Origin of the sequence: Bacillus sp. FSL M8-0266, from assembly GCF_038613425.1 — a bacterium.
GTDB classification, from domain to species: Bacteria; Bacillota; Bacilli; order Bacillales; family Bacillaceae; genus Bacillus; species Bacillus pumilus.
In genome coordinates this window covers 2,086,548-2,113,254 of record NZ_CP152015.1, presented here as the reverse complement: position 1 = coordinate 2,113,254, position 26,707 = coordinate 2,086,548, and the positions used below count along the sequence as shown (strand labels likewise).

The 26,707-nt window shown below is 42.0% G+C and carries 31 protein-coding genes; 25 read left to right on the top strand and 6 right to left on the bottom strand.

What is annotated here, in order from left to right; translation table 11 throughout:
- Nucleotides 1-31: 31 nt before the first annotated feature.
- The 3 genes from MKY83_RS10630 (at nt 32) to ypjB (ending at nt 2,362) form a co-directional block, all read left to right on the top strand.
- Nucleotides 32-799, top strand: coding sequence for a menaquinol-cytochrome c reductase cytochrome b/c subunit (locus tag MKY83_RS10630; RefSeq protein ID WP_003215888.1), 768 nt, complete (start codon nt 32-34; stop codon nt 797-799).
- Nucleotides 800-899: 100 nt separating this feature from the next.
- Nucleotides 900-1,493 carry a DUF1405 domain-containing protein gene (locus tag MKY83_RS10625; RefSeq protein ID WP_065098299.1) on the top strand — a complete coding sequence of 198 codons (594 nt, stop codon included), beginning with the start codon at nt 900-902 and terminating at the stop codon, nt 1,491-1,493.
- 65 nt (nt 1,494-1,558) lie between these two features.
- Nucleotides 1,559-2,362 carry a sporulation protein YpjB gene (ypjB, locus tag MKY83_RS10620; RefSeq protein ID WP_106067089.1) on the top strand — a complete coding sequence of 268 codons (804 nt, stop codon included), beginning with the start codon at nt 1,559-1,561 and terminating at the stop codon, nt 2,360-2,362.
- A gap of 31 nt (nt 2,363-2,393) precedes the next feature.
- Here ypjB and MKY83_RS10615 read toward each other — a convergent pair whose 3' ends face one another.
- A complete protein-coding gene (locus MKY83_RS10615) occupies nt 2,394-3,266 on the bottom strand; it encodes a YitT family protein (protein WP_003215598.1) in 873 nt (290 codons plus the stop codon).
- 137 nt (nt 3,267-3,403) lie between these two features.
- Here MKY83_RS10615 and MKY83_RS10610 point away from each other — a divergent pair, with 137 nt between their 5' ends.
- The 17 genes from MKY83_RS10610 (at nt 3,404) to MKY83_RS10530 (ending at nt 18,356) form a co-directional block, all read left to right on the top strand.
- Nucleotides 3,404-3,739, top strand: coding sequence for a nucleotide pyrophosphohydrolase (locus MKY83_RS10610; protein ID WP_003215805.1), 336 nt, complete (start codon nt 3,404-3,406; stop codon nt 3,737-3,739).
- Nucleotides 3,740-3,744: 5 nt separating this feature from the next.
- Nucleotides 3,745-4,548 carry a 4-hydroxy-tetrahydrodipicolinate reductase gene (dapB, locus tag MKY83_RS10605; protein ID WP_058014826.1) on the top strand — a complete coding sequence of 268 codons (804 nt, stop codon included), beginning with the start codon at nt 3,745-3,747 and terminating at the stop codon, nt 4,546-4,548.
- A gap of 17 nt (nt 4,549-4,565) precedes the next feature.
- On the top strand, nt 4,566-4,985 hold the full coding sequence (gene mgsA, locus MKY83_RS10600; protein ID WP_050943855.1) for a methylglyoxal synthase: 420 nt from the start codon (nt 4,566-4,568) through the stop codon (nt 4,983-4,985).
- Nucleotides 4,972-5,676 carry a bacillithiol biosynthesis deacetylase BshB1 gene (gene bshB1, locus MKY83_RS10595; RefSeq protein WP_126741097.1) on the top strand — a complete coding sequence of 235 codons (705 nt, stop codon included), beginning with the start codon at nt 4,972-4,974 and terminating at the stop codon, nt 5,674-5,676. The genes mgsA and bshB1 overlap by 14 nt, the downstream gene beginning before the upstream one ends.
- 2 nt (nt 5,677-5,678) lie before the next feature.
- Nucleotides 5,679-6,824, top strand: coding sequence for an N-acetyl-alpha-D-glucosaminyl L-malate synthase BshA (gene bshA, locus MKY83_RS10590; RefSeq protein ID WP_342487358.1), 1,146 nt, complete (start codon nt 5,679-5,681; stop codon nt 6,822-6,824).
- A complete protein-coding gene (locus tag MKY83_RS10585) occupies nt 6,817-8,019 on the top strand; it encodes a CCA tRNA nucleotidyltransferase (RefSeq protein WP_340911719.1) in 1,203 nt (400 codons plus the stop codon). Before bshA ends, MKY83_RS10585 begins: the two co-directional genes overlap by 8 nt.
- Nucleotides 7,992-8,975 carry a biotin--[acetyl-CoA-carboxylase] ligase gene (locus MKY83_RS10580; RefSeq protein WP_113767356.1) on the top strand — a complete coding sequence of 328 codons (984 nt, stop codon included), beginning with the start codon at nt 7,992-7,994 and terminating at the stop codon, nt 8,973-8,975. Before MKY83_RS10585 ends, MKY83_RS10580 begins: the two co-directional genes overlap by 28 nt.
- Before the next feature lie 198 nt (nt 8,976-9,173).
- A complete protein-coding gene (panB, locus tag MKY83_RS10575; RefSeq protein WP_065098293.1) occupies nt 9,174-10,013 on the top strand; it encodes a 3-methyl-2-oxobutanoate hydroxymethyltransferase in 840 nt (279 codons plus the stop codon).
- Nucleotides 10,010-10,876 carry a pantoate--beta-alanine ligase gene (gene panC, locus MKY83_RS10570; protein ID WP_065098292.1) on the top strand — a complete coding sequence of 289 codons (867 nt, stop codon included), beginning with the start codon at nt 10,010-10,012 and terminating at the stop codon, nt 10,874-10,876. The genes panB and panC overlap by 4 nt, the downstream gene beginning before the upstream one ends.
- Nucleotides 10,869-11,252 carry an aspartate 1-decarboxylase gene (panD, locus tag MKY83_RS10565; protein ID WP_034620444.1) on the top strand — a complete coding sequence of 128 codons (384 nt, stop codon included), beginning with the start codon at nt 10,869-10,871 and terminating at the stop codon, nt 11,250-11,252. Before panC ends, panD begins: the two co-directional genes overlap by 8 nt.
- A gap of 113 nt (nt 11,253-11,365) precedes the next feature.
- Nucleotides 11,366-14,158: an ATP-dependent DNA helicase DinG gene (gene dinG / locus MKY83_RS10560; protein WP_185108496.1), complete on the top strand. Its 2,793-nt coding sequence runs from the start codon at nt 11,366-11,368 to the stop codon at nt 14,156-14,158.
- A gap of 132 nt (nt 14,159-14,290) precedes the next feature.
- On the top strand, nt 14,291-14,461 hold the full coding sequence (locus MKY83_RS10555; RefSeq protein WP_003215469.1) for a YpmA family protein: 171 nt from the start codon (nt 14,291-14,293) through the stop codon (nt 14,459-14,461).
- A 12-nt stretch (nt 14,462-14,473) separates the two neighbouring features.
- Nucleotides 14,474-14,959, top strand: a complete 486-nt coding sequence (gene tseB, locus MKY83_RS10550; protein ID WP_113767354.1) for a cell wall elongation/penicillin-binding protein regulator TseB — start codon at nt 14,474-14,476, stop codon at nt 14,957-14,959.
- A gap of 115 nt (nt 14,960-15,074) precedes the next feature.
- Nucleotides 15,075-16,367: an asparagine--tRNA ligase gene (gene asnS / locus MKY83_RS10545; RefSeq protein ID WP_342487357.1), complete on the top strand. Its 1,293-nt coding sequence runs from the start codon at nt 15,075-15,077 to the stop codon at nt 16,365-16,367.
- A gap of 98 nt (nt 16,368-16,465) precedes the next feature.
- Entirely contained in the window at nt 16,466-17,170 is a 705-nt protein-coding gene (locus tag MKY83_RS10540) for a DnaD domain-containing protein (RefSeq protein ID WP_065098288.1), read from the top strand.
- A gap of 17 nt (nt 17,171-17,187) precedes the next feature.
- Nucleotides 17,188-17,850 carry an endonuclease III gene (nth, locus tag MKY83_RS10535; protein ID WP_034661035.1) on the top strand — a complete coding sequence of 221 codons (663 nt, stop codon included), beginning with the start codon at nt 17,188-17,190 and terminating at the stop codon, nt 17,848-17,850.
- A complete protein-coding gene (locus MKY83_RS10530; RefSeq protein ID WP_342487356.1) occupies nt 17,847-18,356 on the top strand; it encodes a YpoC family protein in 510 nt (169 codons plus the stop codon). The genes nth and MKY83_RS10530 overlap by 4 nt, the downstream gene beginning before the upstream one ends.
- A 36-nt stretch (nt 18,357-18,392) precedes the next feature.
- Here the strand turns inward: MKY83_RS10530 and MKY83_RS10525 are convergent, their stop codons facing one another.
- Together MKY83_RS10525 and recU are read right to left on the bottom strand one after the other, a co-directional pair.
- Complete coding sequence (locus tag MKY83_RS10525; protein ID WP_268453952.1) at nt 18,393-21,119, bottom strand: PBP1A family penicillin-binding protein; 2,727 nt, start codon at nt 21,117-21,119, stop codon at nt 18,393-18,395.
- 43 nt (nt 21,120-21,162) lie between these two features.
- Nucleotides 21,163-21,774 carry a Holliday junction resolvase RecU gene (gene recU / locus MKY83_RS10520; protein WP_044141132.1) on the bottom strand — a complete coding sequence of 204 codons (612 nt, stop codon included), beginning with the start codon at nt 21,772-21,774 and terminating at the stop codon, nt 21,163-21,165.
- A 46-nt stretch (nt 21,775-21,820) separates the two neighbouring features.
- On the opposite strand from recU, the gene MKY83_RS10515 reads away from it, so the two are divergent.
- A complete protein-coding gene (locus tag MKY83_RS10515; protein WP_342487355.1) occupies nt 21,821-22,777 on the top strand; it encodes a DUF2515 domain-containing protein in 957 nt (318 codons plus the stop codon).
- Nucleotides 22,778-22,800: 23 nt separating this feature from the next.
- Here the strand turns inward: MKY83_RS10515 and sspM are convergent, their stop codons facing one another.
- Nucleotides 22,801-22,905, bottom strand: coding sequence for an acid-soluble spore protein SspM (sspM, locus tag MKY83_RS10510; protein ID WP_012010346.1), 105 nt, complete (start codon nt 22,903-22,905; stop codon nt 22,801-22,803).
- 196 nt (nt 22,906-23,101) lie between these two features.
- Between sspM and MKY83_RS10505 the strand changes: the two genes are divergently transcribed.
- From MKY83_RS10505 to MKY83_RS10495, 3 genes are all read left to right on the top strand, one after another.
- A complete protein-coding gene (locus tag MKY83_RS10505) occupies nt 23,102-23,335 on the top strand; it encodes a DUF5446 family protein (protein WP_223251159.1) in 234 nt (77 codons plus the stop codon).
- A gap of 57 nt (nt 23,336-23,392) precedes the next feature.
- Nucleotides 23,393-23,764 carry a YppE family protein gene (locus MKY83_RS10500; RefSeq protein WP_044141136.1) on the top strand — a complete coding sequence of 124 codons (372 nt, stop codon included), beginning with the start codon at nt 23,393-23,395 and terminating at the stop codon, nt 23,762-23,764.
- 106 nt (nt 23,765-23,870) lie between these two features.
- Complete coding sequence (locus tag MKY83_RS10495) at nt 23,871-24,326, top strand: YppG family protein (protein ID WP_113767350.1); 456 nt, start codon at nt 23,871-23,873, stop codon at nt 24,324-24,326.
- Between the two features lie 20 nt (nt 24,327-24,346).
- Here the strand turns inward: MKY83_RS10495 and MKY83_RS10490 are convergent, their stop codons facing one another.
- Complete coding sequence (locus tag MKY83_RS10490) at nt 24,347-24,766, bottom strand: Hsp20/alpha crystallin family protein (protein ID WP_003215994.1); 420 nt, start codon at nt 24,764-24,766, stop codon at nt 24,347-24,349.
- 167 nt (nt 24,767-24,933) lie between these two features.
- Between MKY83_RS10490 and MKY83_RS10485 the strand changes: the two genes are divergently transcribed.
- Nucleotides 24,934-25,440 carry a PTS glucose transporter subunit IIA gene (locus tag MKY83_RS10485; protein ID WP_003216086.1) on the top strand — a complete coding sequence of 169 codons (507 nt, stop codon included), beginning with the start codon at nt 24,934-24,936 and terminating at the stop codon, nt 25,438-25,440.
- A gap of 51 nt (nt 25,441-25,491) precedes the next feature.
- On the opposite strand, the gene MKY83_RS10480 is transcribed toward MKY83_RS10485, so the two are convergent.
- The gene (locus tag MKY83_RS10480) at nt 25,492-26,610 is read right to left on the bottom strand and encodes an NADH-dependent flavin oxidoreductase (protein WP_268453954.1); all 1,119 of its coding nucleotides are present in this window, start codon (nt 26,608-26,610) and stop codon (nt 25,492-25,494) included.
- Between the last annotated feature and the right edge of the window lie 97 nt (nt 26,611-26,707).

Genomic DNA, 26,707 nt, shown 5'->3' with positions numbered 1-26,707 from the left:
TTGATGAATGTTCAATGAGGAGGGGATGACTTTGCATAGGGGAAAAGGGATGAAGTTTGTCGGAGACTCTAGAATTCCGGCAGAAAGAAAACCTAACATACCTAAAGACTATTCCGAATATCCGGGAAAAACAGAAGCCTTTTGGCCGAACTTTCTTTTAAAGGAATGGCTTGTAGGTGCCGTTTTTTTAATTGGATTTCTTGTCCTAACTGTGGTTCATGCACCTCCGCTTGAGCGGATGGCTGATCCAACAGATACCGGCTATATTCCGCTGCCAGACTGGTATTTCTTATTCTTGTACCAGTTATTAAAATATGAATTTGCTGCAGGTGGCTATACGGTAGTTGGTGCGATGATTATGCCTGGGATTGCGTTTGGTGCACTGTTGCTCGCACCATTTCTTGATTCTGGTCCTGAACGCAGACCGTATAGAAGACCGGTTGCAGTGGGGATGATGATCCTTGCAGTCGGCGCAGCAACATATTTAACGTGGGAGTCTGTTGCTACTCATGATTGGGAAGCAGCGGCAAAGCAAGGTGAAATTAAGAAAGAAGCAGAGATTGATACCTCAGCGGAAGAGTATAAAATTTATCAGGAGCAGACATGTATCTCCTGTCACGGGGATAACATGCAGGGCGGAGCAGCCGGGCCGTCACTTGTTGACAATGGTCTTGCACCTGAGGAGATCGCTAAAATCGCTGTTGAAGGTAAAGGCAACATGCCTAAGGGTATCTTTAAAGGCAGCGATGAAGAACTTGAAAAGCTGTCTAAATATTTATCTGAGGTCAAATCTAAATAATTCAGTTGTTTAAATGCAAGTACAAGGATATACTCAAAAGAGAAAAAGCTGGCGCTGTCAGCTTTTTTCTGATTTTAATAGATCGTGAGTGAAGAGACGTATGAGATGGATTCAATATCTGCTAGCCACACGCTATATGCTTGTGCTAGTCTTGATGATCAATTTCCTTGGCACTGTGTACGGCTACTATTGGTATATTCCACAGCTTGTAGAGACGCCGGCTATCTTTTTAGCTTTTGTTCCAGACAGTCCAACGGCAAGCTTTTTCTTTTTATTTGTTCTACTTGCGTTTTTGATGAAACGAAACGCTCCTTATTTTGAAGCACTTGCCCTCGTGACCTTAATTAAGTATGGGTTATGGGCTGTAGGAATGAATATCTTTGTCCTTTTATCTGTGGATGATTTTCCGTGGGAAGGGTACATGCTGATTGGGTCCCACTTTGCGATGGCGGTTCAAGCCGTATTGTTTGCACCGTATTATCGTTTTAAAATGCGTCATTTGGTGGTAGCTGGCATATGGATTTTACATAACGATGTGATTGATTATGTATTTGGTATGATGCCGCGTTATTCTATGCTGTCTGCCTATACAAACGAGATCGGCTACGTCACGTTTTGGTTAAGCATTGCCGTTCTTCTTGTTTCATATTATCTCGTCCTATCGAAAAAATCGGTCAAGCTCGAACTCCCTTAACAATCTTGGTCTAACCTTGTCCTTTTCTTCATACGCTGTATGGAGAAGGGCTAGGAGGGACTTGCATGAAACGAAAGCCAATCGCGATGATTCTATTATTTTTTCTCGTATTACAGCCATCTGTTGCCAAAGGCGAGGAAACAGCCGCTAGTGTGCTGCAAGAATTAACGGAACTATCAGATTCAATCTTTCAATTAACGAGACAAGCCAAATATGATGAGGCGTTACAGGTCGCATTGTATGTTGAAAAGACATTTAAAGCTGAGAATTGGCGCGGAACGCTGACAAATACGCAGATTCGGCAAATTACAGTTGGCTATCAAGATATCATAAAAGGGCTGCCGCAGGAAGAATTGAATGAGCGCGAAAAGCTTCGTTATGCCTCTCAGTTTAGAATGCTGCTCGATGCGATCCAGTCAGACTCTGAGCCTCTTTGGGGTTCGCTGGAAAAGCCCATTATGGGGTCTTTTCCTACGTTGAAAAAAGAAGTGAAGGATCCGGAGTCAACGACGTTTTATGAAACTTGGAATGAGCTGGTTTCTTTATACGATATGATCTATCCGAGTTTAACCATTGATGTTTCGCCTGAAAAGCTGCAAACGATTAAGCAGCATATGGAAGTGATTGAGCAAGGTGAATTTTTAAAAGCATCAAGTGGGACAAAGCTTGAGCGCCTCACGAAGCTTGAAGAAGATTTATCGAGTGTGTTTGCCCACGTTGATCAAGATGAGGCTGACCCATCGCTTTTATGGGTCATTTTAACAACAGGAAGCATCATTTTATTAACGTTAACGTATGTTGGATTTCGGAAATACCGCGCTGAAAAAGAGAAGAAGCAAAAGCGACAAGTTGATTATCCGAAATCATAAAAAAAGAAGCACCATTTTTGGGCTTCTTTTTTTAATGCGGATTGAGCGGCTTTTTGTGTTCATCTAATGTGAAGCCTTCACCAAGCACATCATGCACGTCACTGACGGATACAAACGCATGAGGATCGACTGAGGTCACGACGCTTTTGAGATGGACAAGTTCATTTTTCGGGACGACGCAATAAAGAACGTTGCGCTCCTGTTTTGTATAGGAACCGACCCCTTTTAAAATGGTCACACCCCGCTCCATTTCCTCTGTGATTTTCTTTTGAATGATGTCATCTTTTTCAGATATGATCATGGCGCCTTTGGCTGCGTAAGCGCCTTCTTGCATGAAGTCAATGACCTTCGCAGCAACAAATACTGCGACGAGTGTATACATGGCTTCTTTGTAATTTAAATAAGTAAGAGAAATCGTAATGACGCAAGCGTCGAAGATGAACATTGTTCGTCCCATAGCCACCTGATAATGCTTGTTGATGAGTCTTGCGATGATGTCCACACCGCCTGTAGTACCGCCGAACTTAAAGATGATCCCGAGGCCTGTTCCGATAAACACACCAGCAAAGAGCGCGGCTAGGGCCAAATCGTGCTGGAGAGGCATATGTATTTGAAAGCGCTGGAAAATGGCAAGAAAAACAGAAAGACTGACGGTCCCTACAATTGTATAAGTAAACATGGTTCTGCCGAGCATTTTCCAGCCGATAAAAAAGATCGGAATGTTTAAGACAAGGTTTGAAATGGATGGGTCAATGTGGAATAGAAAATATAAAAGCAGTGTAATACCTGTAAATCCGCCTTCCGCCAAGTTGTTCTGCATATTAAAATGAACAAGACCGAAAGAAAAAATCGCAGATCCTATTAAAATAAAGACGATATTTTTAAGACGAATTTCTTTTAGCAAGAGACCACTCCTTTTTTTGCTTAGACAGCGATAATATTATATGGTATGGGAGAGAAACAAGCAAACTGAGTTTTAAACATTTGTCAAATATTTATGATTTCGCTAACATGTAAGAGATGGATAGGAGGATGAGCTTCATGACGAATGAAAAAACGCTGCGTCACGTGCAGCAAGAAGTAGATGATTACATAGGACAATTTAAAGAAGGCTATTTCAGCCCGCTTGCCATGATGGCCCGTCTGACAGAAGAATTAGGTGAGCTAGCAAGAGAGGTCAACCATTACTATGGAGAAAAGCCGAAAAAAACAACGGAAACAGAAAAAAGCATGGAAGAAGAAATTGGCGATGTGTTGTTTGTGTTAACATGTCTCGCTAATTCACTAGATATATCACTAGAGGAAGCACATGATCGTGTGATGCATAAATTCAATACAAGAGACAAAGACCGCTGGACGAAAAAAGAAGGGAAGTAGAGACGATGACGAACCAAACCATCAAAGTAGTAATCGCTGGAGCAAGAGGAAGAATGGGGATAGAAGCTGTGAAGCTGGCAGAAGAAACGAGCCATTTTGAGCTTGTGGCAGCCCTTGATCACGCGCACGAAGGAAAAAAATTATCTGATGTGATTCATACGACATCTGAGGCGCCGATTTATACAGATATTGATGTGTGTCTTTCAGAGACAGCACCTGATGTATTAATTGATTTGACGACACCAGAAATCGGGAAAGTACATACAAAAAAGGCGCTTGAACATGGCGTGCGTCCAGTCGTCGGAACCACTGGTTTTTCTGAAGCTGACCTGAAAGAGCTACAGCAATTAACAGAAGAAAAGGGCATAGGCTGTATTATTGCGCCAAACTTTGCTGTCGGTGCGGTCTTAATGATGAAGTTTGCCAAAATGGCAGCGAATTACTTTCCTGACGTTGAAATCATTGAGCTTCATCATGATAAAAAACTAGATGCTCCGAGCGGTACTGGGCTTAAAACAGCTGAAATGATTGCAGAAGTCAGAGAAAGCAAAAAGCAAGGACATCCAGAAGAAAAAGAATTAATCGAAGGTGCACGAGGCGCAGATTATGACGGTATCCGTCTGCACAGCGTAAGACTTCCGGGTATGATCGCACATCAAGAAGTACTGTTTGGGATGGACGGACAGACGCTCACCATTCGTCATGATTCTTATAATCGTGCCTCATTTATGTCAGGTGTAAAGCTTTCAGTTGAACAGGTTATGCACATTGATCAGCTCGTCTATGGTTTAGAAAATATCATCGACTAATAAGGAGTGGATTCCTGATGAACATTGCTTTAATCGCTCACGATAAGAAAAAAAGTGACATGATCCAATTTGCCATTGCGTACCGTGATATATTGGCAAATCATACACTTTACGCAACAGGGACAACAGGTTTGAGAGTGAAAGAAGCGACGGGGCTTCCCATTCATCGTTTCCAGTCAGGGCCGCTTGGAGGAGATCAGCAGATTGGTGCTTTAATTGCTGATAATGCAATGGACCTTGTACTCTTTTTTAGAGACCCGCTTACCGCGCAGCCGCATGAACCAGATGTATCTGCACTCATTCGGCTTTGCGATGTGTATACCATTCCACTTGCCACCAATATGGGGACCGCTGAAATTTTAGTCAGGAATTTAAATAAAGGTACGTTTGATTTTCGAGATGTAGCAAAAAACGGAGGAACAAATGAAACGACTTGATATCCTTGCATTCGGAGCCCATAGCGATGATGTAGAGATCGGTATGGGCGGAACGATTGCAAAATACGTAAAAAAAGGGGCGCGTGTCGGAATTTGCGACTTGACCCAGGCTGAATTATCCTCGAATGGAACGGTAGAGAGCCGTAAAGAGGAAGCAAAAACGGCTGCAGCCATTTTAGGCGTGTCAACGAGAATCCAGCTCACGCTGCCAGACAGAGGGCTTTATTTAAATGACGAAGCAATGAAGGACATTGCGGGCGTGATTCGTACATACAAACCGAAACTGATTTTTGCTCCGCATCACCAAGATCGGCATCCAGATCATGGTCATGCGGGCTCACTTGTAGAAGAGGCTGCTTTTTCGGCAGGTATACATAAATTTGAAGATTCATACAAGCAGCCAGCGCATAAAATAAGTCAGATGTATTATTACATGATTAACGGCCATCATCGTCCAGATTTTGTGATTGATATTTCTGAGGAAATGCACCAAAAGATTGATAGCTTACATGCGTATCAAAGCCAATTTGTGAAATCGGCGAATTCGGTTGAGACACCTCTTGTGAACGGCTATATTGATTTTGTGAAAATGAGAGAGTCTATGTATGGAAGGGAAGTCAATAAAGCTTATGCAGAAGGGTTTATCACAAAGAAACCACTTTTGATCGATGACGACTTACTTGGGGGGTAATTATGAAAAAACTGAAGGTCGGAATCACTTGTTATCCAAGTGTCGGCGGCTCGGGCATTATTGCGACGGAACTTGGAAAACGTTTAGCTGAAAAAGGGCACGATGTTCATTTCATTACCTCAAGTATTCCGTTTAGGCTCAATAAAGTGTATCCGAATATTTATTTTCATGAGGTGAATGTCAATCAATACGCTGTTTTTCAATATCCGCCTTATGACCTTGCATTAGCAAGTAAATTGGCAGAAGTCGCAAAACGAGAGAAGCTTGATATTATTCACGCGCATTATGCGGTGCCTCACGCCGTCTGTGCGTACTTAGCGAAGCAAATGACGGGACACACAGTGAAAGTCGTTACCACGCTTCACGGGACGGATATTACGGTTTTAGGCTATGATCCATCTTTAAAGGAAGTGATTCGATTTGCCATCGAATCATCAGACCGGGTAACAGCTGTGTCGCATTCATTAGCTGCACAGACGTATGATCTGATTAAACCGGATAAAAAAATTGATACGATCCATAATTTCGTCGATGAGCGTGTGTATTTGCGTGAAGATCATGAAGTGCTGAAGAAACATTATGGTCTCATGCAGGACGAAAAGGTCATCATCCATGTATCGAACTTCCGAAAGGTAAAGCGGGTGCATGACGTGATTCATGTCTTTAAAAAGATTTCTGATGAGGTGCATGCAAAGCTGCTGCTGATTGGTGATGGTCCTGAAAAGTCGGTCGTATGCGATCTTGTGAAAAAGCTGGAACTAACTGATCGTGTGTTGTTTTTAGGAAAGCAAGAGAAGGTAGAGGAGCTTTATTCAATTAGTGATTTGAAGCTGCTGCTTTCTGAGAAGGAGAGCTTTGGGCTTGTACTTCTTGAAGCAATGGCCTGCGGTGTCCCTTGTATTGCAACAGATGTTGGCGGAATACCAGAGGTCATTGCACATGGAGAGACAGGATTTCTTGTCCCGCTTGGTGATATAGACGGGGCAGCAAAACATGCGGTGTCGTTACTCAAAGACAAAGCGCTTCATGAGCAAGTGTCAGCGGCGGCCCAGTCTAGCGTTCAAGCCCATTTCTCTTCTGAAAAAATAGTGAGTGAATATGAAGAGCTTTACCTAGAATTGATCGAAGGTGATGATGAACATGAATGAACCATTCACACATGCGATCCCTATTTTACATACACTGCACGAACATGGGCATCAGGCTTACTTTGTCGGCGGAGCAGTGAGAGATGTCCTTTTAGGCAGGGAAATCGGAGATATCGATATAGCAACCGATGCAACGCCTGATATGGTCGAGTCTTTGTTTGAAAAAACAGTTGATGTTGGCAAAGAGCATGGCACTGTCATTGTGTTACATGATGGGATCAGTTATGAGGTGACGACGTTTCGAACTGAATCAGAATATGAAGATTTTCGCAGACCGAAAGAAGTGGCGTTTATCACATCCTTGAAGGAAGATCTTTTAAGAAGAGATTTAACGATCAATGCGATGGCCATGGATATAAATGGGGAGATCATTGACCATGTAGGAGGCAAACAGGATATTGAGCGGAAACGAATTCAAACCGTAGGAGATCCTGCGTGCCGCTTTCAGGAAGATGCGCTTCGTATGATGAGAGCGGTCCGTTTTTTAAGCCAGCTTGGCTTTGAGCTCGCTGCAGAAACGGCTGAAGCAATGGAAAAAGATAAGCACCTCCTTGCCAACATATCCGTTGAACGTAAAAAGATTGAAATGGAAAAGCTTTTAAAAGGCCGTTATTGTGAGCGGGCGATCAAAGTGCTCATTTCTACCAAATTGTATGAAGAATTGCCGGGTCTCAAAAAGGATTGTCTGCAAGAATCCTATCAGTCATTTCCGTATTATTTACTGGATGGACTGGAAGAAGTATGGGGGGCTGTCATCCATTTGCTTGGCTTAGATGAAGCGGAGGCTGTGCTCTTCTTAAAAGAATGGAAGCTGTCAACAAAGCTTTTGAAAGACGCTGTGGCTATTAGTCAATACGTCGATTGTGACTGGGATGCAGAGAAGATGTTTGAGGCTGGTGAACACGTACTCTTATCTAGCTTGAAGATCTCACAGCTAATACATGAGCGTCGCATTTTCTTTGACGAGCTGGAGGCAGCGAAGCGTTCTTATGATGCACTGCCGATTAAAACGCTTCAAGACCTCGCTGTTTCAGGAAAAGATTTAATGGCCTTTCGGCAAAAGACATCAGGAAAATGGATCGCAGAAGAGCTTGATTTGGTGAAAAAAGCCGTTCTGCAAAATCATTTAGAAAACCGAAAAGAAGCCATAGAGGAGTGGCTTACAGCATGCGATCAGCAATTAGAAAACGATTAATTGAACTATTTACAGCATCTAGCCAGGATTTTGTCTCGAGTCAGCAAATTTGTGATGAGCTTGGCTGTTCTCGAACGGCTGTCTGGAAGCATATAGAGGACCTCAGAAAAGAGGGGTATGAGGTAGAAGCCGTCAGAAGAAAGGGATATCGTCTGCTACGTAAACCGGACAAAATCAGTGAGGACGAAATTCTGTTTGGTCTAGAAACAGAGAGCTTTGGCAGGCACATTTATTTTCAGAAAGAAGTCGCCTCCACCCAGCTGATTGCCCATGATCTTGTAAATGAAGGTGCGCCCCACGGCACGCTCGTGGTCAGTGATCATCAGACAAACGGGAAAGGCCGCCTTCAAAGAACGTGGCATTCACCAAATGGGACAGGCATTTCGATGAGTCTCATTCTACGCCCTGAAATTCCGCTGCACAAAGCGCCGCAGATGACGCTTTTGGCATCTGTAGCCATCGCAGAAGCCATTGCAGAGCAAACAGGACTCAGTCCCTCTATTAAATGGCCAAATGATATTTTGTTAAATGGGAAAAAAGTTGTTGGCATTTTGACTGAATTAAAAGCAGAGGCGGACCAGGTTCATGCGGTGATTATTGGACCGGGCATAAATGTGAACCAAACGGCAGATGACTTTCCGGATGAACTAAAGGATGTCGCCACGAGCCTGCGAATGGAACTGAATGAAAAAGTGGACCGTGCTGCGCTCATCCAACAGATCATGTCCACATTTGAAAAAAGGTATGCTGATTATATGAAGCATGGATTTGCGCCCATTAAACAATTATGGGAATCGTTTGCGATGACGATTGGTCAGCATATTGTAGCCCGCACCGTCAATGGGCAATACACTGGAAAAGCGCTCGGAATTAATGAAGAAGGTGTTTTATTGCTTGAAACGGAGGAAGGGATCCAAAAAATCTACTCCGCAGACATCGAGATCAAGTCAACTTAAGTGGAACACCCGGCACATTTTTGATATACTTCGTGTGGACAGTATCTGAAAAAGAGCTGTACCTGTTAGAAACAAAAATTTGATAAATTTCTGCCTTGATCCTAAGGGACTTGGACAGAGGGATGATTCGCCGCGCATGAGAGTTCAAAACATGTGATGTGAGGCAAGCCATTTCCTCTCCAGAATGAGGAGGAACAAATGAAGACAAAGCTAGATTTTTTCAAAATGAAAGAACAAAATGAACCGATTGTAATGCTGACAGCATACGACTATCCATCTGCAAAGCAAGCAGAAAAAGCGGAAGTCGACATGATCTTAGTCGGTGATTCACTTGGGATGGTTGTACTTGGACTCGATTCGACAGTACAAGTCACGATCGATGACATGATTCATCACACAAAAGCAGTGAAAAGAGGCGCAAAAGACACATTTATTGTGACGGATATGCCATTTATGTCTTACCATTATTCATTAGCAGAAACATTGAAAAACGCAGCACGCATCATGCAAGAAAGCGGTACGGATGCCTTAAAGCTAGAAGGCGGAGAAGGAGTTTTTGAATCCATTCAAGCTCTCACAAGAGGCGGGATTCCTGTCGTCAGTCATTTAGGCCTCACACCTCAGTCTGTTGGAGTACTTGGCGGGTATAAAGTGCAAGGAAAAGACCACGAAAGTGCGCAGAAATTGATTGAAGACAGCTTGAAATGTGAGGAAGCTGGTGCGATTGCACTTGTGCTTGAATGCGTACCTGGTGAACTGACAAAACGAATTACCGACATGCTGAAAATTCCTGTGATCGGGATTGGTGCAGGGGCTGAGGCAGACGGACAAGTTCTCGTTTACCATGATGTGGTAGGATACGGGGTGTCTAGAACACCTAAGTTTGTGAAACAATACGCGCAAATTGATACTGTATTAGAAGAAGCGCTTATTCAATATACGAAAGAAGTAAAAGCACACACATTTCCAGAAGACAAGCATACATTTCATATCAAAGAAGAAGTCCTTGATGGTTTATATGGGGGTATCAAAAAATGAACGCTGTCACCCATATTCACGAGTTGAAGGAATTGATCAAGCTGCATCAAGAAAAACAGCATTCCATCGGCTTTGTCCCAACGATGGGCTTTCTTCATGAAGGACATCTGACGCTTGCGAAAGAAGCAAGGGATCAAAATGACATTGTGGTAATGAGCATCTTTGTCAATCCTTTGCAGTTTGGACCGAACGAAGACTTTGAATCCTATCCAAGGGATATGGAAAGAGATCAGCGCCTTGCAGAAGAAGCAGGGGTAGATATTTTATTTACACCTGATGTGAAAGAAATGTATCCAAATGAACCATCGATCACGATGACGGTTCAAAAGCGGACTGATGTCTTATGTGGAAAAAAACGCCCAGGACATTTCGACGGTGTTGTGACTGTGCTTACAAAGCTATTTCATCTTGTAGCACCAACAAATGTATACTTTGGTCTAAAGGATGCACAGCAAGTCGCTGTGATCGATGCGATGATCAAGGATTTCTTCTTTGATCTTCATCTTGTCTCAGTGCCGACAGTTAGGGAAGAAGACGGTTTAGCGAAAAGTTCAAGAAATGTGTACTTGTCTGATAAAGAAAGACAAGATGCTCCTGCTTTGTACCGCGCATTAAAAAAAGGACAGTCAGCGGTTGAAAAAGGTGAACGTGACATCAGTCGCATTTATCAGTTGATAGAAGAAGAAATTCTTCAAACGAGCGGGGAAATTGATTATATTGAGATTTACTCCTATCCAGAGCTTGAGCCGCTTCAGCAGTTAGCAGGTCAGGTCATCATTGCGATTGCGGTGAAATTCTCACGGGCAAGACTGATTGATAATGTGATATTCCATGTTCCTGAAAGCGGTGAAAAGCATGTATAGAACCTTTATGACTTCTAAACTTCATAAAGCGACAGTAACAGAAGCAAACTTACATTATGTAGGAAGCATCACCATTGACGAAGATTTACTTGATGCGGCAGGTATGATGGCAAATGAGAAAGTACAGATTGTCAATAATCATAATGGCGCGAGGCTTGAAACATATATTATTCCCGGTGAAAGAAAGAGCGGTGTCATTTGTCTAAATGGCGCAGCAGCAAGATTGGTTCAGCCGGGGGATGAAGTGATTATTATCGCTTATGGGATGCTTTCAGAAGAAGAAGCAAAGACACATACACCAAAAGTGGTCGTGTTAAATAAAGAAAATCAAATTGAACAAATGATTGGGCAAGAGCCTGCGAGAACGATTTTATAACGCATGCTGCAATGAAACAGAACAGTTTAAGAAAAGGAGCTGTTCTGTTTCAGCTATTTTTGCCCAGAGCGTGTTTCACTTCGAGTGGAACGAGGAATTGAGGTGTCCATTTTATGGCCGATCAAAGGTTTGTTGTCGTTGATATTGAAACCACCGGAAATTCACCTAAAAAGGGTGATAAAATCATTCAAATTGCTGCGGTGGTCATTGAAAATGGACAAATTGTCGAACGGTATTCAAAATATGTGAACCCGGGAAAAGCAATCCCTGGATTTATTGAACAGCTGACAGGCATTCAGCAGCATATGGTAGACGATGCAGTGTTTTTTGAGGACATTGCCCAAGAGGTGTATGACCTCATTCAAGGCGCTTATTTTGTTGCGCACAATGTTCATTTTGACTTGAATTTTTTAAATGATGAACTAAAAGCATGCGGGAAAAATGAGCTGGATGTGCTAGCGATTGATACAGTTGAAATTTCTAGAATTCTTTATCCAGAGCTTGAAGGCTATAAGCTCACTGAATTAAGCGAAGAGCTCATGCTTCCACATGACCACCCGCACAGGGCGGATAGTGATGCGGAAGTTACTGCCATGTTATTTTTAACCTTACTACATCAATTAACACATACACCGCCAAATGTGCTAAAGCAGCTGCGCAGATTATCCTCTTATCTCTTAAGTGATATAGGACTTTTAATCCAGCAGCTTGAAACAAGTGATGCTAGACGCGAAGATTCTTTGGTAGAAGTCGGCTCTTTTGCTGTAAAAGATGTCACCAATTCTGAAAAGGATACGACAGATTCAGTAGGAGAAGACGATGAACAACTGTTTGAGGAGATCAAAAAGAAGCTTCCCCAAACAGTAGAAGGCTATGAAGTAAGAGAAGGCCAGCTCAAGATGATGAATAAAGTGAGAGATGTGTTTCATGAAAGAGCTTATGCTTTAATTGAAGCGGCACCAGGTATTGGAAAAACGCTCGCATACCTCATACCCGCTGCATTAGAAGCAAAGAAATCAGGAAAACCTGTCATTATTAGTACATATTCCATTCTTTTGCAGCAGCAAATGCTTCAGCGTGATGTGCCGATTTTAAATCAATTGCTTCCATTTGATCCAGCAGCCTGTGTATTCAAAGGTCGGGCGCATTATATTTGTTTAGATAAGTTTGAGCATGTGCTACATGAGGAAGATGATAACTATGATGTGGTCTTAACGAAGGCGCAAATATTAATGTGGCTCCTTGTGACAGAAACGGGTGATTTATCTGAACTAAATTTACCGTCGGGAGCTGCCAATATAAAAGACCGAATTTCGTGTGTGCACATGCCGTTTACATCGAAAAAGCGCCGCTTTAAAGAATACTGCTTTTATGAGCGTGCGAAAAGAAGGGCCAAAACAGCCGATTTAATTTTAACGAATCATCGCCTGCTCTTATCACAAACGGAAGCATCATCTATCTTTCAGCATGCTGACGTATATGTGATTGACGAGGCTCACCAATTTGAGAAAACAGCCAATGAAACGCTAGGGGATAGTGCGTCGTATATTCAGCTTCATGCGAAATTAACGCAGCTTGGCTCCATGCAGGGCGGTCTGTTAAAGAAGCTCAAAAAGAGATTTCACGGTGCCGGCTTACAGACGGACACCTTTATCGAAATGGATGAGTATCTCAATCAGCTTCAACTGGAAAGTGACGCCTTCTTTAGTACCGTTCATTCTTTTGTCAAAAGGACAAAACCAAAAGCAGACATCAATCGTCTCATTCATAGAGTCCGTCATCAGTCGAAGCATGCGCAGTGGAAACGGATTAAAGAGACGGCAAGTAAGCTTTGTTCCTTGTTAATTGCTTGTGAAAAGCTGTATGAACAGCAAAAAAACGAGCTTCTTCAAAAAAGTGATCAGCTGACAGAGCACTTTGCGTTTGAAGCAGAGGAATACGATCAAGTGATGTCGTTTATGCATACATTTTGCAGTACGCTGTACCGATTCATTTTTGAACCGAAAAACGATGAAACGGTTTGGATTGAGATCGATGCAAAGGGTGCCAAAAATGCTGTCTTTATGCATGCACAGCCGCTAGATACTGGAGAGCTTTTAGCGGATCGATTTTTTATGAACAAAAAAAGTGTTGTCCTCACATCAGGGACACTCACAATCAATGGTCGCTTTGATTATTGCTTAGAACGATTTGGTCTGCAGGATTTTTATCCGCATCTTGTACAGATTGAGTCACCGTTTGAACTTGAAAAACAGCTCAAGGTAATCGTACCAGCTGATATGCCGCCGATTACGAATCGTGATGAGCGCGACTATGTAAAGCAATCAGTACGGTACATTAAGATGATGGAAAAGCAACAACAAGCGAAGATATTGGTGTTATTTAATTCACATGAGATGTTAAAAGCAGTATATGATGAACTGAAAACAGAAGGGATGCAAGCCGCCCTTTTTGCTCAAGGTCTGACGGGCGGTAGCCCTGTTAAATTAACGAAGATGTTCAAATTAGCAAAACATGCGATTTTACTTGGTACGGGTAGTTTTTGGGAAGGTGTCGATTTTCCTGGATCAGAGCTGACAACAGTCATTATGGCACGTCTCCCGTTTCGGCCGCCTGATTCACCGCTCATTGAAGCAAAATGTGATGCCGCTAAAAAACAGGGAAAGAACCCGTTTAAAGCCGTTGCTCTCCCAGAAGCTGTGTTAACCTTTAAACAAGGTGCAGGACGCTTGCTGCGCTCTGAAAAAGACATAGGGACATTGCTCATTTTAGACCGCCGAGTGAAAACCGCGTCATATGGAAAGCTATTTTTAGAATCACTCCCTCATGCGCCGGTCCACGAGATGTCAAAAGAATCACTTGAGGCGTATATAGAGAAACTCAACAACGAAAAGCCGCTGTCATAAGCGGCCTTTAGCTGGTGTGGGTTTGGAGTTAATTTATCGTAACGGCTTTTTGTGTTCCGTTGTAAAAATAGTATCGGTTCCCGCGCCGAAAAGTATGACTAACAATATTTACGTACCGAGGAGGAATTAGAAGTGGAAAGTAAAATAGAGGTACTTTCAACTGTTCACATTAAGCATTCAGAGGACCTGTATAAAATTGTTGACTTATTGAACAGAACGCTAAAAAGAGAAGATCTCATGTTTGGATTGGCATTAGATCAAGAAGATCAAAATCAAGCGATATTTACAATATATCGCACATAGGGGAAGCTTGACATGAAAAAAATAGTTTGGATCATTTCATCCGTTGTGGCTCTCGTTTTGCTCATTGGCATCATCAGCTTTACGTGGATTTATCAGATTGCCATGGGGCAAAAAGAACAAGGTCATGAGGCGGCGATTGAACGAGCAAAAAAACAAGCAAACATCGTACAAGTGGAGCAAGTAGAAACCTTTGTCGGAAAAGAAAAACAATTTATTGTTGAAGGGAAAAACAAACAAGACGAAACAACCTATGTTTGGGTACCTGCCAGCAAAAAAGAAAAAGTGATTGCAAAAAAAGCAAAAGAAGGCATTACCTCAAATCAAGCAGTACAAGCCGTTCAAAAGGAGAACACGGTCTCTAAGCTAAAGGACGTTCAATTAGCAAGAGAAGGTGACGTACTCCTTTGGGAAGTGACGTACTTAAATGAAAACAATCAATACAGCTTTAGCTATGTCGACTTCTCGACAGGACACGTGGAAAAAAATGTAACACCATAGTTTCTCCTGTCTTGCGTTGACCATGCTGATTTAGAACGGTTATAATAAAATGTATGAAAAAAGAATCACACCTATCGAAAAGGTGAGCTTCTTTCTGGCTTTGGAGGGAATTATGTTGAAAACAACGATTAATCAAGTGTTCAAACATGTCGATGAAGATGTAACCATCGGCGCATGGATTGCCAATAAACGTTCAAGCGGTAAAATTGCATTCTTGCAGCTGCGTGACGGGACAGGCTTTATTCAAGGAGTCGTAGTAAAAGCAGAAGTGGAAGAGGAAGTCTTTAAGCTTGCGAAATCGGTCACTCAAGAAACATCTGTCTATGTGACAGGACAAGTAACAAAAGACGAGCGTTCACCTCTTGGTTTTGAATTGCAAGTGAAATCCATTGAAGTGATTCACGAAGCAACTGACTACCCAATTACACCAAAAGAGCATGGAACAGAATTCTTAATGGATCACCGTCATTTATGGCTTCGTTCTAAAAAGCAGCATGCCATTATGAAAATTCGTAACGAAATCATTCGTGCTACATATGAGTTCTTCCATCAAGAAGGCTTCGTGAAAGTAGATCCGCCAATTTTAACTGGAAGTGCACCTGAGGGCACAACGGAGCTGTTTGCGACGAAATATTTTGATGAAGATGCGTACCTTTCTCAAAGTGGACAGCTTTACATGGAAGCTGTGGCAATGGCACTCGGAAAAGTATTCTCATTCGGTCCAACATTTAGAGCTGAAAAATCTAAAACTAAACGTCATTTAATTGAGTTTTGGATGATCGAGCCTGAGATGGCTTTTGTCGAATTTAATGAAAACCTTGAGTACCAAGAAAATTATGTGACTCATGTGGTTCAAAGTGTACTTGAAAACTGTAAAGTGGAACTGCATACACTTGGCCGTGATACAGCAAAATTAGAAAATATCAAAGCACCATTCCCGCGCATCACTTACGATGAAGCAATTAAATTCTTGCAAGAAAAAGGCTTTGACGATATTGAATGGGGAGATGACTTCGGCGCGCCTCACGAAACAGCGATCGCTGAAAGCTACGATAAACCGGTGTTTATCACTCATTATCCAACATCATTAAAACCATTTTACATGCAGCCTGCACCAGATCGTGATGATGTCGTTCTTTGTGCAGACTTGATTGCACCAGAAGGCTACGGAGAGATCATTGGCGGTTCTGAACGTGTCCATGATCTAGAGCTGCTTGAAGCAAGATTGAAAGAACATGGGCTAGATCAAGAAACATACAAATGGTACACAGAATTAAGACAATATGGTTCTGTACCGCATTCAGGTTTTGGTCTTGGACTTGAACGTACAGTTGCTTGGATTAGTGGAGCGCCGCATGTGCGTGAAACCATTCCTTTCCCAAGATTATTAAACCGTTTATATCCTTAAGACGTGAAAGCCTCCAACATATGGAGGCTTTTTCAAACGTTTTTTGAAGGGGCACGTGAAATAAAACGTGATATACTTAAAGTGAAGAGGTGTATCCGATGAATAGGCAGCAATTTATTAATATGCAGCAAATGGGTTTGACCAGTTTGCCTAATTTGCTGATTGCTCATTATGAGCAGTTAGGACTGAATGAATCACAAATGATGGTGATGCTTAAGATTAAAATGAATGAAGAACAAGGTGTGTTCTTTCAAACATTTGAAGAGCTATCCCATGGCATGACCATTTCAGCTGAAGAGTGTGCGTATATGGTTCAGCATTTAATTCAAAAAGGATTTATTTCGATTCAGCCGTTTGAAGATGGGTCTGGTATTCAGCATGACCGTTACTCAGTTGAGCCTTTATGGGGCGTGCTGTATGACTTTTTAGAGGCAAAACAAGCGAAGGAAGGTCAAAAACTTCACGTACAGGCTGAAAAGTCTTTATATGCTTTATTTGAAGATGAATTTGGCAGACCGCTCTCTCCTCTTGAAGGAGAAACACTCTCGATCTGGATGGATCAAGATCATCATGATGCTGAAATGATTCGCCTAGCATTAAGAGAAGCGGTTTTATCAGGAAAATTAAATTTCCGTTATATCGACCGAATTCTGTTTGAGTGGAAAAAGAAAGGGCTGAAAACAGCGGAAGAAGCAAAAGAGCATAGTCAGCATTTCCGTTCTCAGCAAAAAACGCCACCTTCAAAAGAAGAGACGTCAACATATAAGCGACAAGTTCCTTTTTATAATTGGCTGGAACAATAACCAATAAAGGAGAAGTCATGTTATCAAAAAAACAAATCAATGAATGTTTAGATATTATAGGAGATATGTTTCCAGAGGCTGAGTGTGAACTTGTTCATTCGAATCCATTTGAACTTGTGATCGCTGTAGCACTCTCTGCGCAGTGTACAGACGTGCTTGTCAACAAAGTGACCAAAACGTTATTTCAAAAATATCAAACACCAGAAGACTATTTAAGTGTACCGCTTGAAGAATTGCAGCAAGATATTCGTTCGATTGGCCTTTATCGAAATAAAGCCAAAAACATTCAAAAGTTGAGCAAAATGCTGATTGAAGAATATGGCGGCGAAGTACCAAAGGATCGGGACGAGCTTGTGAAGCTTCCTGGGGTGGGCCGGAAAACAGCAAATGTCGTCGTTTCAGTCGCTTTTGGGGTGCCGGCAATTGCAGTGGATACACATGTAGAACGTGTCAGCAAGAGACTGGGAATCTGCCGCTGGAAGGATTCTGTTCTCGAAGTAGAACAAACCTTAATGAAAAAAGTGCCAGAAGAAGATTGGTCTGTGACGCATCACCGCCTGATCTTTTTTGGTAGATATCACTGCAAGGCGCAACGTCCGCAGTGCGAGTCTTGTCCGCTTCTTGATATGTGTAGAGAAGGGCAGAAGAGGCTGAAAAAAGGATTGGTGAAGCTGGCATGAGCGGAGCAGTTGTTTTTTCCTCATATGTCGAAAAACTAAAAGGGAAAAAGGTAGAGATGAAAGGCGATCGAGTAGACATACTTAGAGATCATCCACTCGCATATGATCTATCATCAGAACCTTTAACAGATGAACTTCCATGGCAGAAAACAGAAGAATTTGTTCCTGTGATGTTCGAACTGTGGAATGAATTAAAAGAAAAAATGCTTCCTCGTTTTCAAACAAGAAAGTCCCGGTGTGAAGAAGATGATATGCTGCAAGGGATTGTCAGTATGATTGCGATGTTTTACTGGATCAAAGGGGAGAGACTGCAAACGCTTGATTGGGAACATATTAAGAAAGAGATATTTCCTGTTGCTCCTATTAATTGGACAGAACGTTTAGAGTTCATTTTGCTAAAACCGACTCAATATCACTGCTTCATTCAACTGGACGAGCTATACACAGAACTAAAAAAGCAGTATGAAAAATATGAAGCACTTAAAAAGATTAGACAAAACCGTTAAAAAAAAGCACTTGCCATATAGGCAAGTGCTTTTTCATTATTCATTTTCTTTTCGATTAGGAGAAGTTGATTGCGAACTTGAGTTTTGAGAGTTCGTTTTCGCATCATCTTTCTTTTTATCTTTATTGTCAGTTTGTGAGTTGCCGTTCCCATTTGTACTGTCTGAGCCATCATCGGCAGAACCATTATTTCCGTTTTCCGTATTTCCGCCTTGATCCTGATCCTTATCCTGATCCTTATCTTTGTCTGGATCTTTTTTATCATCTGGCTTTTGCTCATCAGTGCCTGGGGGTTGATTTTTGTTATCGTCAGTCTGGTCTGTCTGCTCGTCATCAGGCTGCTGCGGTTCTTCTTCTTCTTTGTTCTCATCATCTGCTTTTTCTTCCTCATCTTCATCATCCTTGATGGTGAGGAAGGTAGAAGCTGCTTTACTTGTGACATCCTCTACAGTGGCTGTCACTTGGAATTTATAAGTAGAGCCAGGTTTTACACCAGAGATGACGGCTTCTTTAGCAGAACTGTTTTGAATCTCTTTATAGCCGCCGTTATCAACCGCTTGTTTTACATTAAATGTAGCATCTGCGTCGTCATCATAGCCCCAAGTCAGTGTGATGGATTTTTTCTCTTCATCATACACCGCTTTTAAGTCAGAAGGCTTATCGGCTTCTTTTTTCTCATATGTGTCAGACACTTTTGTCGGAACCGTACCTTTGACAAAGTATTCTGTTGTCTTCTTCTCACTAGGTGTATTTGGTCCGGCTAATTTAGCTGGATCTGATCCTTTTTCAACCGTAGCTTCAACGACACTGTCTGGTTTTTCAAATGAGCCGCTTCCATCATCAATTTGAGAAATTAATCGCTGGAAGACAAGTTTGGCAACACGCTGTTCATAATCTGTGAGCCACATTTTGCCGTCCGCATCTTTGGAGTTACCGATCCCAGTCCAAACGGCTGCTGTATATTGCGGCGTATAACCAACAAACCACGAATCTTTCGCACCGCCAGAAGGAATATTGTATTTATTGATATCATCTTGTGTAAAGTTCGTTGTACCTGTTTTACCAGCTACTTGAACGTTCGGTACTTGTGCAAGTGTACCAGTTCCAGATTGGACAGCAGTTTTCAGCATATCTGTAACCATAAAGGCTGTGTAATCACTCATAGCCGCTTTGGAATCTGGCGTAAGGTCCAGCTTTGTACCGTCATTAAATTCAACAGACTTGACAGCATGCGGTTCGTTATAATATCCATTATTACCGAATGCACTAAAGGCCCCAGCCATTTTTAGAGAGGACACGCCATCGTCAAATCCACCGATTGAGTAAGACTCAGGAATGTCAGACGGTAAGTCCATACCTAAATTATTGGCGAATTGAACGGCATTGTCTGTCCCAGCTTCTTGGAAAGCTTTTAGGGCAGGGATGTTTCGTGATTGTGCCAAAGCACTTCTTATCGACATTTTCCCTAAATGTCTTCTGTCAAAGTTATTAATTGGTGTACCGTTTGAGTACGTATACGGTGCATCATCAATTTGCTGATACGTTGACCATTTTTTGTTTTCAATGACTGGACCGTAATCTAAAATTGGTTTGATTGTTGAACCTGGCTGGCGTTTTGCATCAGTCGCATAGTTAAAGCCGCCGGCTGGTACATCACGTCCACCGCCAATAGCTCTGATCTCACCATTTTTCGTATCAAGCAAGGTAACACCTGCCTGCATACCTTTCGTAAATCCAACTGAATCCCCATTGATAATATCATCTAGGTGATCCTGTGCTTTTCGATCGAGTGAAGTATAGATTTTTAATCCATCTGTAGATACATCTACTTTGGCTTTTTTCTGTACTTCTTCCATGACTTCTTCAATGTAAGCAGAATACTTACTTGAGTTTTGCTTCTTATATTTATCAGCAGGGATGACAGTTTTGCTGACAGGGGTTGCTTTTGCAACATCATAGTCTTTCTCTGAAATATAGCCTTGTTTTTTCATGAGCCCTAACACGATATTGCGGCGTTTTTCCGCTGCCTCAGGATTTTTCACTGGGTTATAAGCAGAAGGACTCTGCGGCATACCTGCAAGTGTGGCAGCCTGTGCAACCGTTAGTTTATTTAAATCTGTCACGCCGAAAAATTGTTCAGCCGCTTTCCCAACACCGTAAGCATAAGGTGAGAAGAAAATGCGGTTTAAATACATTTCTAAAATTTCATCTTTAGAGTACTTTTGCTCAAGTTGAATCGAGAGCCATACTTCCTGTACTTTACGTTTTAACGTTTTTTGATTGTTAAGTAGAGTGTTTTTCACAACTTGCTGTGTAATTGTACTTCCACCTTCAGCTCCAAAACCGTCCTCGACGTTTGCGACAAGGGCACCGCCAATACGGATTGGGTCAATCCCGTGGTGTTTATAAAAACGTGCATCTTCCGTTGCGATAAATGCTTCTTTTACCACATCGGGTATATCTTTAATCGAGACATACGTTCTTTTTTCCGCACCGACTTCTGCAAACACTTTCTTGTCTATGTCATAAAGCTTTGAAGAATACGGTGTTTTGAGCTTACTATCATCAATTGAAGGAGCGCTCGATGCAAAAACGGCAAAAGTTGTGATTCCGGCTACTACACAAAGAAGACCGATCACGAGTAAAGATAAAAATATTTTTTTAAATAGGCCTGTTTTCTTTTTGCCTTTTTTGTTCTTTTGCTTCTTATTGTTTTCTTGACTTGCTTTACGTCGCTGTTCACGACTTGTAAATTGATCAGACATCACATCTCAACCTTTCGTGTTAAACCTTTTTCGAACGTCATTGCTACTCACTTTCATCCGAAAAATGAAGTGTCTCCACTACTTTAATATAATCAATTCTTGGCGAATATCCAAGTGTCATTAAGTGGCCGGCTTCCATTAATTCGTCTTTACTAATGGATTTCCGGCCGTTTAGCTTCTGCCGCTCCCAGAAGAAAAAGAGATCTGAAGCGGGCAAATAATAAACGGAGCCAAATGCGGATATAATAACGAAACAAATACCGCCTTGCTTTTCAACCTGTTTCATATGCTCAATTTGATGGTCGTGAAAATTTTTGAGCGGAAACGAGGTAGTGCTTTTGGTTTCCTTTGCTTCAAAATCGATATAGCGCCCTTTGTACACTCCATTATAGTCTGTTGTGGATGATTGTTTAAAATAGGCTTCTTTGATCACAGCAGCGCTTCTTTTTGGATAATCCACATTCACAATTTGAACGGGGGTAGGCTTTTTATGAATGACTGCGATCCCGTTGACCAAATAGTACTGGTTGGTTTCATTTAAGTCAGCCTCAAGCGTCATCCCGCGGTTACTATAAGAGGATTCGCCGCTGATTCTTTTTTTTGTCCCAATTGGTTGAATGGGCTGATACGATTTTCCGTTTGGATACCGAATCATCAAGTTTCAGCCTCCTTTTAATGCATTTTGTATTGGAGAGATACCTATGTTGTCACAAGAAGAGCACATCATCACTCAGCATATATTGCGTGAAACGAAAGTGAAAAATAAAGACAACCTGACGAGGACAAATGCTTATAAGCGCTTTTATGACCGTCATCCAGAGATGAAATGGTCGCTGCTTGCTTCCTTTGTCTCGAGAAATGCTGGATGGTCTATGACGGATTTAAAGGGCGAGCTCTTCCATCCAGGTTTAACAGATCAGCAGGGGAACCTTTTTTTCACAGCATATGAAAGAGCGAATTGGCTGATATTTTCGGATGCTTACCCTCAGCTTCTTTTGTATGAATGGTCTAAGCGGTGCGGCAAACCCTTGTTCCATCTGCTTCCGTATTTTTCTGTATCTCGTTTTATGAGCACTGAGTGGGAACGTTTTTGGCTAAAGCGTGACAGAGAGCGCCTGCTTTATGCACTCATCATAAATGAACAATATACTATACAATCTCCTATTATACAAAATCCTCTTCTGAAAAAGAATGTTTTTCACTCGATTCAATATCTGTTTAGCGAGTGGGGACATTTTCAAACCGTTGTTTTTCCAACGGTGGACGGGCATTTGTACGGGTTAACCATACGGAAGTTTTCCCACGTAAAGGAGCGTATTTCATTAGGGAAAAAACTAGCGAAACTATTATTTCGGGCCGATTTATTTTCGGATTTTTATCATTTTTTGCATACTGTTCCGCATACCGGATCACGGTTTGATTTTGAGCCGTTTTTAGGGATCGCTAGAAGGTCAACACCTTTTCTTCGAACTGTTTATCCAGTGATGACACATTCATTAGACGATCAAAGAGAAGATTGGTTTCAAAACAAATTGAGCCCATCTTTGTTTGATGCAGAGACGTTGCCAAAACAAATTGAGCTGACCAACTGGTATTTTCATAAAAAAAGACAGCTTCGTTTTCTTTTCTCATTAGAGCACTATTTTTTGCATAAATAAAAAGCAGGGGGTACCTGCTTTTTTTACGTGGATGGTCGATTAGGACCGCCGAGCTTTTTATCAAGCTGATCTGTACTGTTTTCTTTCCCTTTTGGCTTTTGCTCTTTTGGTGCTGGCTGCTTTTTCATGAAATCTACCTCCTTTGTCCTTAGAATTTACACAATCGGACGCAATCATACAAAGAAGGACAAGCAGATGTCGAAAAGGAAGAAATAGCGCTCATCTACACTTAGATTGGCGATTTGCTTCTAGTTTTGTCATGTGTGAAGGAGGGTGTGAAAGAAAAGAGAATGTAACGAGAGACGATAAAGGAGGAATCTGATGATGAGCGAATTTGTATCAAAAGAATCCATTTTGCAGTTATTAGAGGAAATCGAGCGAAAAATTGATGCGGTGGAAGAAGAGCTGTCTCTTGCTGTGAACGAAACAACACGTGCAGCCATAGAGGAGCAAGAACAAATGATAGACCGGCTTGAATCAGAAGTAAAGGACTGTGAAGTGAAGATTCACGCAGCTGAGTATCAACTGGCGGCAAGACCGGCATACCACGCAGGGTAGCTTTCTATTTGAGCAATAAGTAAACGTTTGATAGGATGGTTCATAGAGGTGAACACTTTGGATAATCAAACATTACTTGAACATACACAAGAGCTGAGAATATGGATCGAAGAGGCGTATGAGCAGTACCAAAAGGGAAAGGCTGAAGAGGAATACCCCGTATATGATTTTCACACAGAAATTCAGCCGGCCGTTGAGACATTTGATCAGAAAATGGAAGAGTGGCTCACTGCTGCGATCTCGTTTATTCATCTGGCGAAACCTAGATATTTACACGAAGAACAGCTTGAAGCCGTCAAAGAAAATGGGAAAGAGGTTGTCCTGCAATCTTATTTTGGCAAACAGCATGCACCCCGTGTGAAAAATTTAGTTGAGTCAGTAATTTACACCCTGAACCTTTTAATAGAAGAAATCAACAAGCGCAGCTGAAGACATCGCTGCGTTTTTCTTATGGCTGCTTTAGGCACATCTTCTGCTTTTCATCATAATATATGAGTGACAAGACTATGTGTTGAGAGCGAGAGGAGCGAGATATATGATCCCTTATTCAAACCAACAGCCGTATGAATTCAATCCATTCAATCAAGGGCCATTTCCGTATCCAGAAATGCAGCAGCAGCCTCCGCAACCTCCAGAATATTTCATGCCGCCACATCAAGGTGGCATGAGCCAGGCATCACCTGCTGTCTATCAGCCGCCTTATGGATACCAAGAAAATGTGCCGCCTTATCAGCCGCCCGAAGCGATCAATCAACCCCAGATGCAGCCACCACCAGGCATGATGCCCATGCAGCAGCCTATGAACCCTTATCCTTTGCCCAGACCGCAAAAACAGCAATCATCTCAATTTAAAAGTGTGCTATCGCAATTCAAAAAAACGAATGGACAATTCGACTTTAACAAAATGTTTGATACAGCTGGGCAAATGATGAGTACGATGAATCAAGTAGGCTCATTAGCGAAAGGATTTACGAGCATTTTTAAAGCATAGTTAAAACCCAATAGAAGGATCTATTGGGCTCTTTGCTTTGGTGCCGTCACACGAAGCGTTTGATCTTTCCACACGCTTTTCATGTTCGTTTCATCTATTTTTGCCGGCATTAAAATGGTTTTTGTAAAGCTCGAATACGAGGAAGTTGTATCCGTTTTAATTGTTTCCTGCACGGATAAGTGTAAATATTGGGCTTTTACTTCTAGCGCGATATCGCCTTCGACAAAATGGTCTGGAAATTGGATTGCGATATACACAAACTGCTCATCCTCTGTCACATCGGTCGTAATCGATGCAAGTGAATGCGATGTGGTCATGAGCGCCTCCGCACTATTTAATATCTCATGAAACGGGGAGGATGCGAAAAATTGTTCAATCGCTTCATAGAGAATATCTTCATTTGCCAGCAATTCATGTTTCTTTTCGCCTTCATGTTCCATTTGAATCACCTCTCATCTACAGCCTATGCAGAAAGGGCTCAGGCGGTTATCAATTGATGAGAGGAAAAAATTATGATTAAATAGTGTTGAATGAAGCAAGGTGTATGAGTGCAGCGTTTCATACACGGAATAGATCTAGAAGCAAAGCTTGAAGGGAGCAATTGACATTGCTGAAAAAATTATTCGGTTTCGGGAAAAACCAAGATGATGTAAAGGAAGAAATCATTTATTCTCCAGCTGATGGAGAGTTAATGGATATGACGGATGTACCAGACCCTGTTTTTTCTCAAAAGATGATGGGAGACGGCGTAGCAGTCAAACCAAATAGTGGCACGATTGTGTCACCAGTAGAGGGTGAAATCATCCAGCTCTTCCATACAAAACATGCAATTGGAATTCGAACACTCTCAGGGCTTGAGCTTCTGATTCATATCGGACTTGAAACAGTGGGATTAAATGGTGAAGGATTTGAAGCGCACATCAAAGAGGGCGATAAAGTGAAGATCGGTGATCCTCTCATTACGTGTGATTTAGAACTGATTGAAGAGAAAGCGGCAAGTACAGTGACACCGATTGTCATTATGAATGGTGACTTGATCGAGCATCTCGATAAAGAACCAAAGGGATCTGTTGAAAAACAGACATCTAAGCTTTTTACCGTTAAATTAAAATAATCAGGACACAAAAAAACTACCCAATCGCATGAGGGTAGTTTTTTGATGACATTAATCTTCCATCGGAACCCAGCCTTGACTTGCTTCCATAACAGACCACAATCCTTCTGGAATCAAATATTGATCTTTTTGGCTGCGTTTAATAACAGTTTCAATCTCGCTTTCTCTGCCTTCTTTAATCTTCTTTGCCCAATCTGGGTCGACGATTAGCTCACGTGCGACAGCGATAAGCGGAATTCCTTGGTTATAGGCACTTAGTGCATCTTCGGCTGTAATGACGCTGCCTACACCGATGAGCGGAAGGTTATCGCCGCAGCGATCTTTTAGCAGCTCCATACGCGTCTTATCCGTATCTGCACCGCGTCTTGCTTTAGAGTCAATCTCCATTAAAGAGATATGCAAATAATCAAGGTTTTTAGTTTTAAGAACATCGACTAAGGTAAACGTCTCTGTCATCGTTAAACCAGGCGTTTCTGGTTCTTCAGGGGATAATCGATATCCAAAGATTAACGGTTTTTTCGCATGCTTTTCGATTGCTTCTTTCACTGCATCCACAACAGCGATAGGGAAAGCTAGACGCTTTTCTTCATTTCCTCCCCACTGATCTGTCCGCTGGTTGCTATGCGGAGAGTAAAATTGCTGTAATAGATAACCGTTTGCACCGTGGATTTCCACGCCGTCAAATCCTGCTTCGACCGCACGTCTTGCCGCTTCTTTAAAAGAGTCAATGATATGGACAATTTCCTCTTCTTTTAAAGCGCGTGCAATCTGCTTTCCATCTTTAAACACATCACTTGGCGCAACCACATCACCATTTGGAACTAAGTGAGGGAGAGCCTGAGAGCCGCCGTGATGAATTTGAATGATGGCTTTTGTTCCCTTTGCCTGAATCGCAGAAGCTAGTTTTTTCAGGCCGGGTATATCTTCATCTCTTGCGATAGAAGGCTGTCCTTCAAATGCCTTACCATCTGGAGTCACGTTCGCACATGCTGTAATCACCATGCCCATATCACTAGATCTAGCTGTAATGAAATCAATTTCCTCTTTAGAAATAGTGCCATCCTCGTGAGAACCGAAGTGTGTCATTGGCGCAACGACTAACCGGCCATTAATAGACGCACCTCCTGGAAACGTAAATGGTTCAAATAATGGCTCAAAATCTTTTTTCATACGATTTCCTTCTTTCTTGAAATGTTTTCTCATCTGAAGTGTAATTGATATGGTTACATGCAAACAAATAATTTGCTCAAAAAAACATATCGAAAAT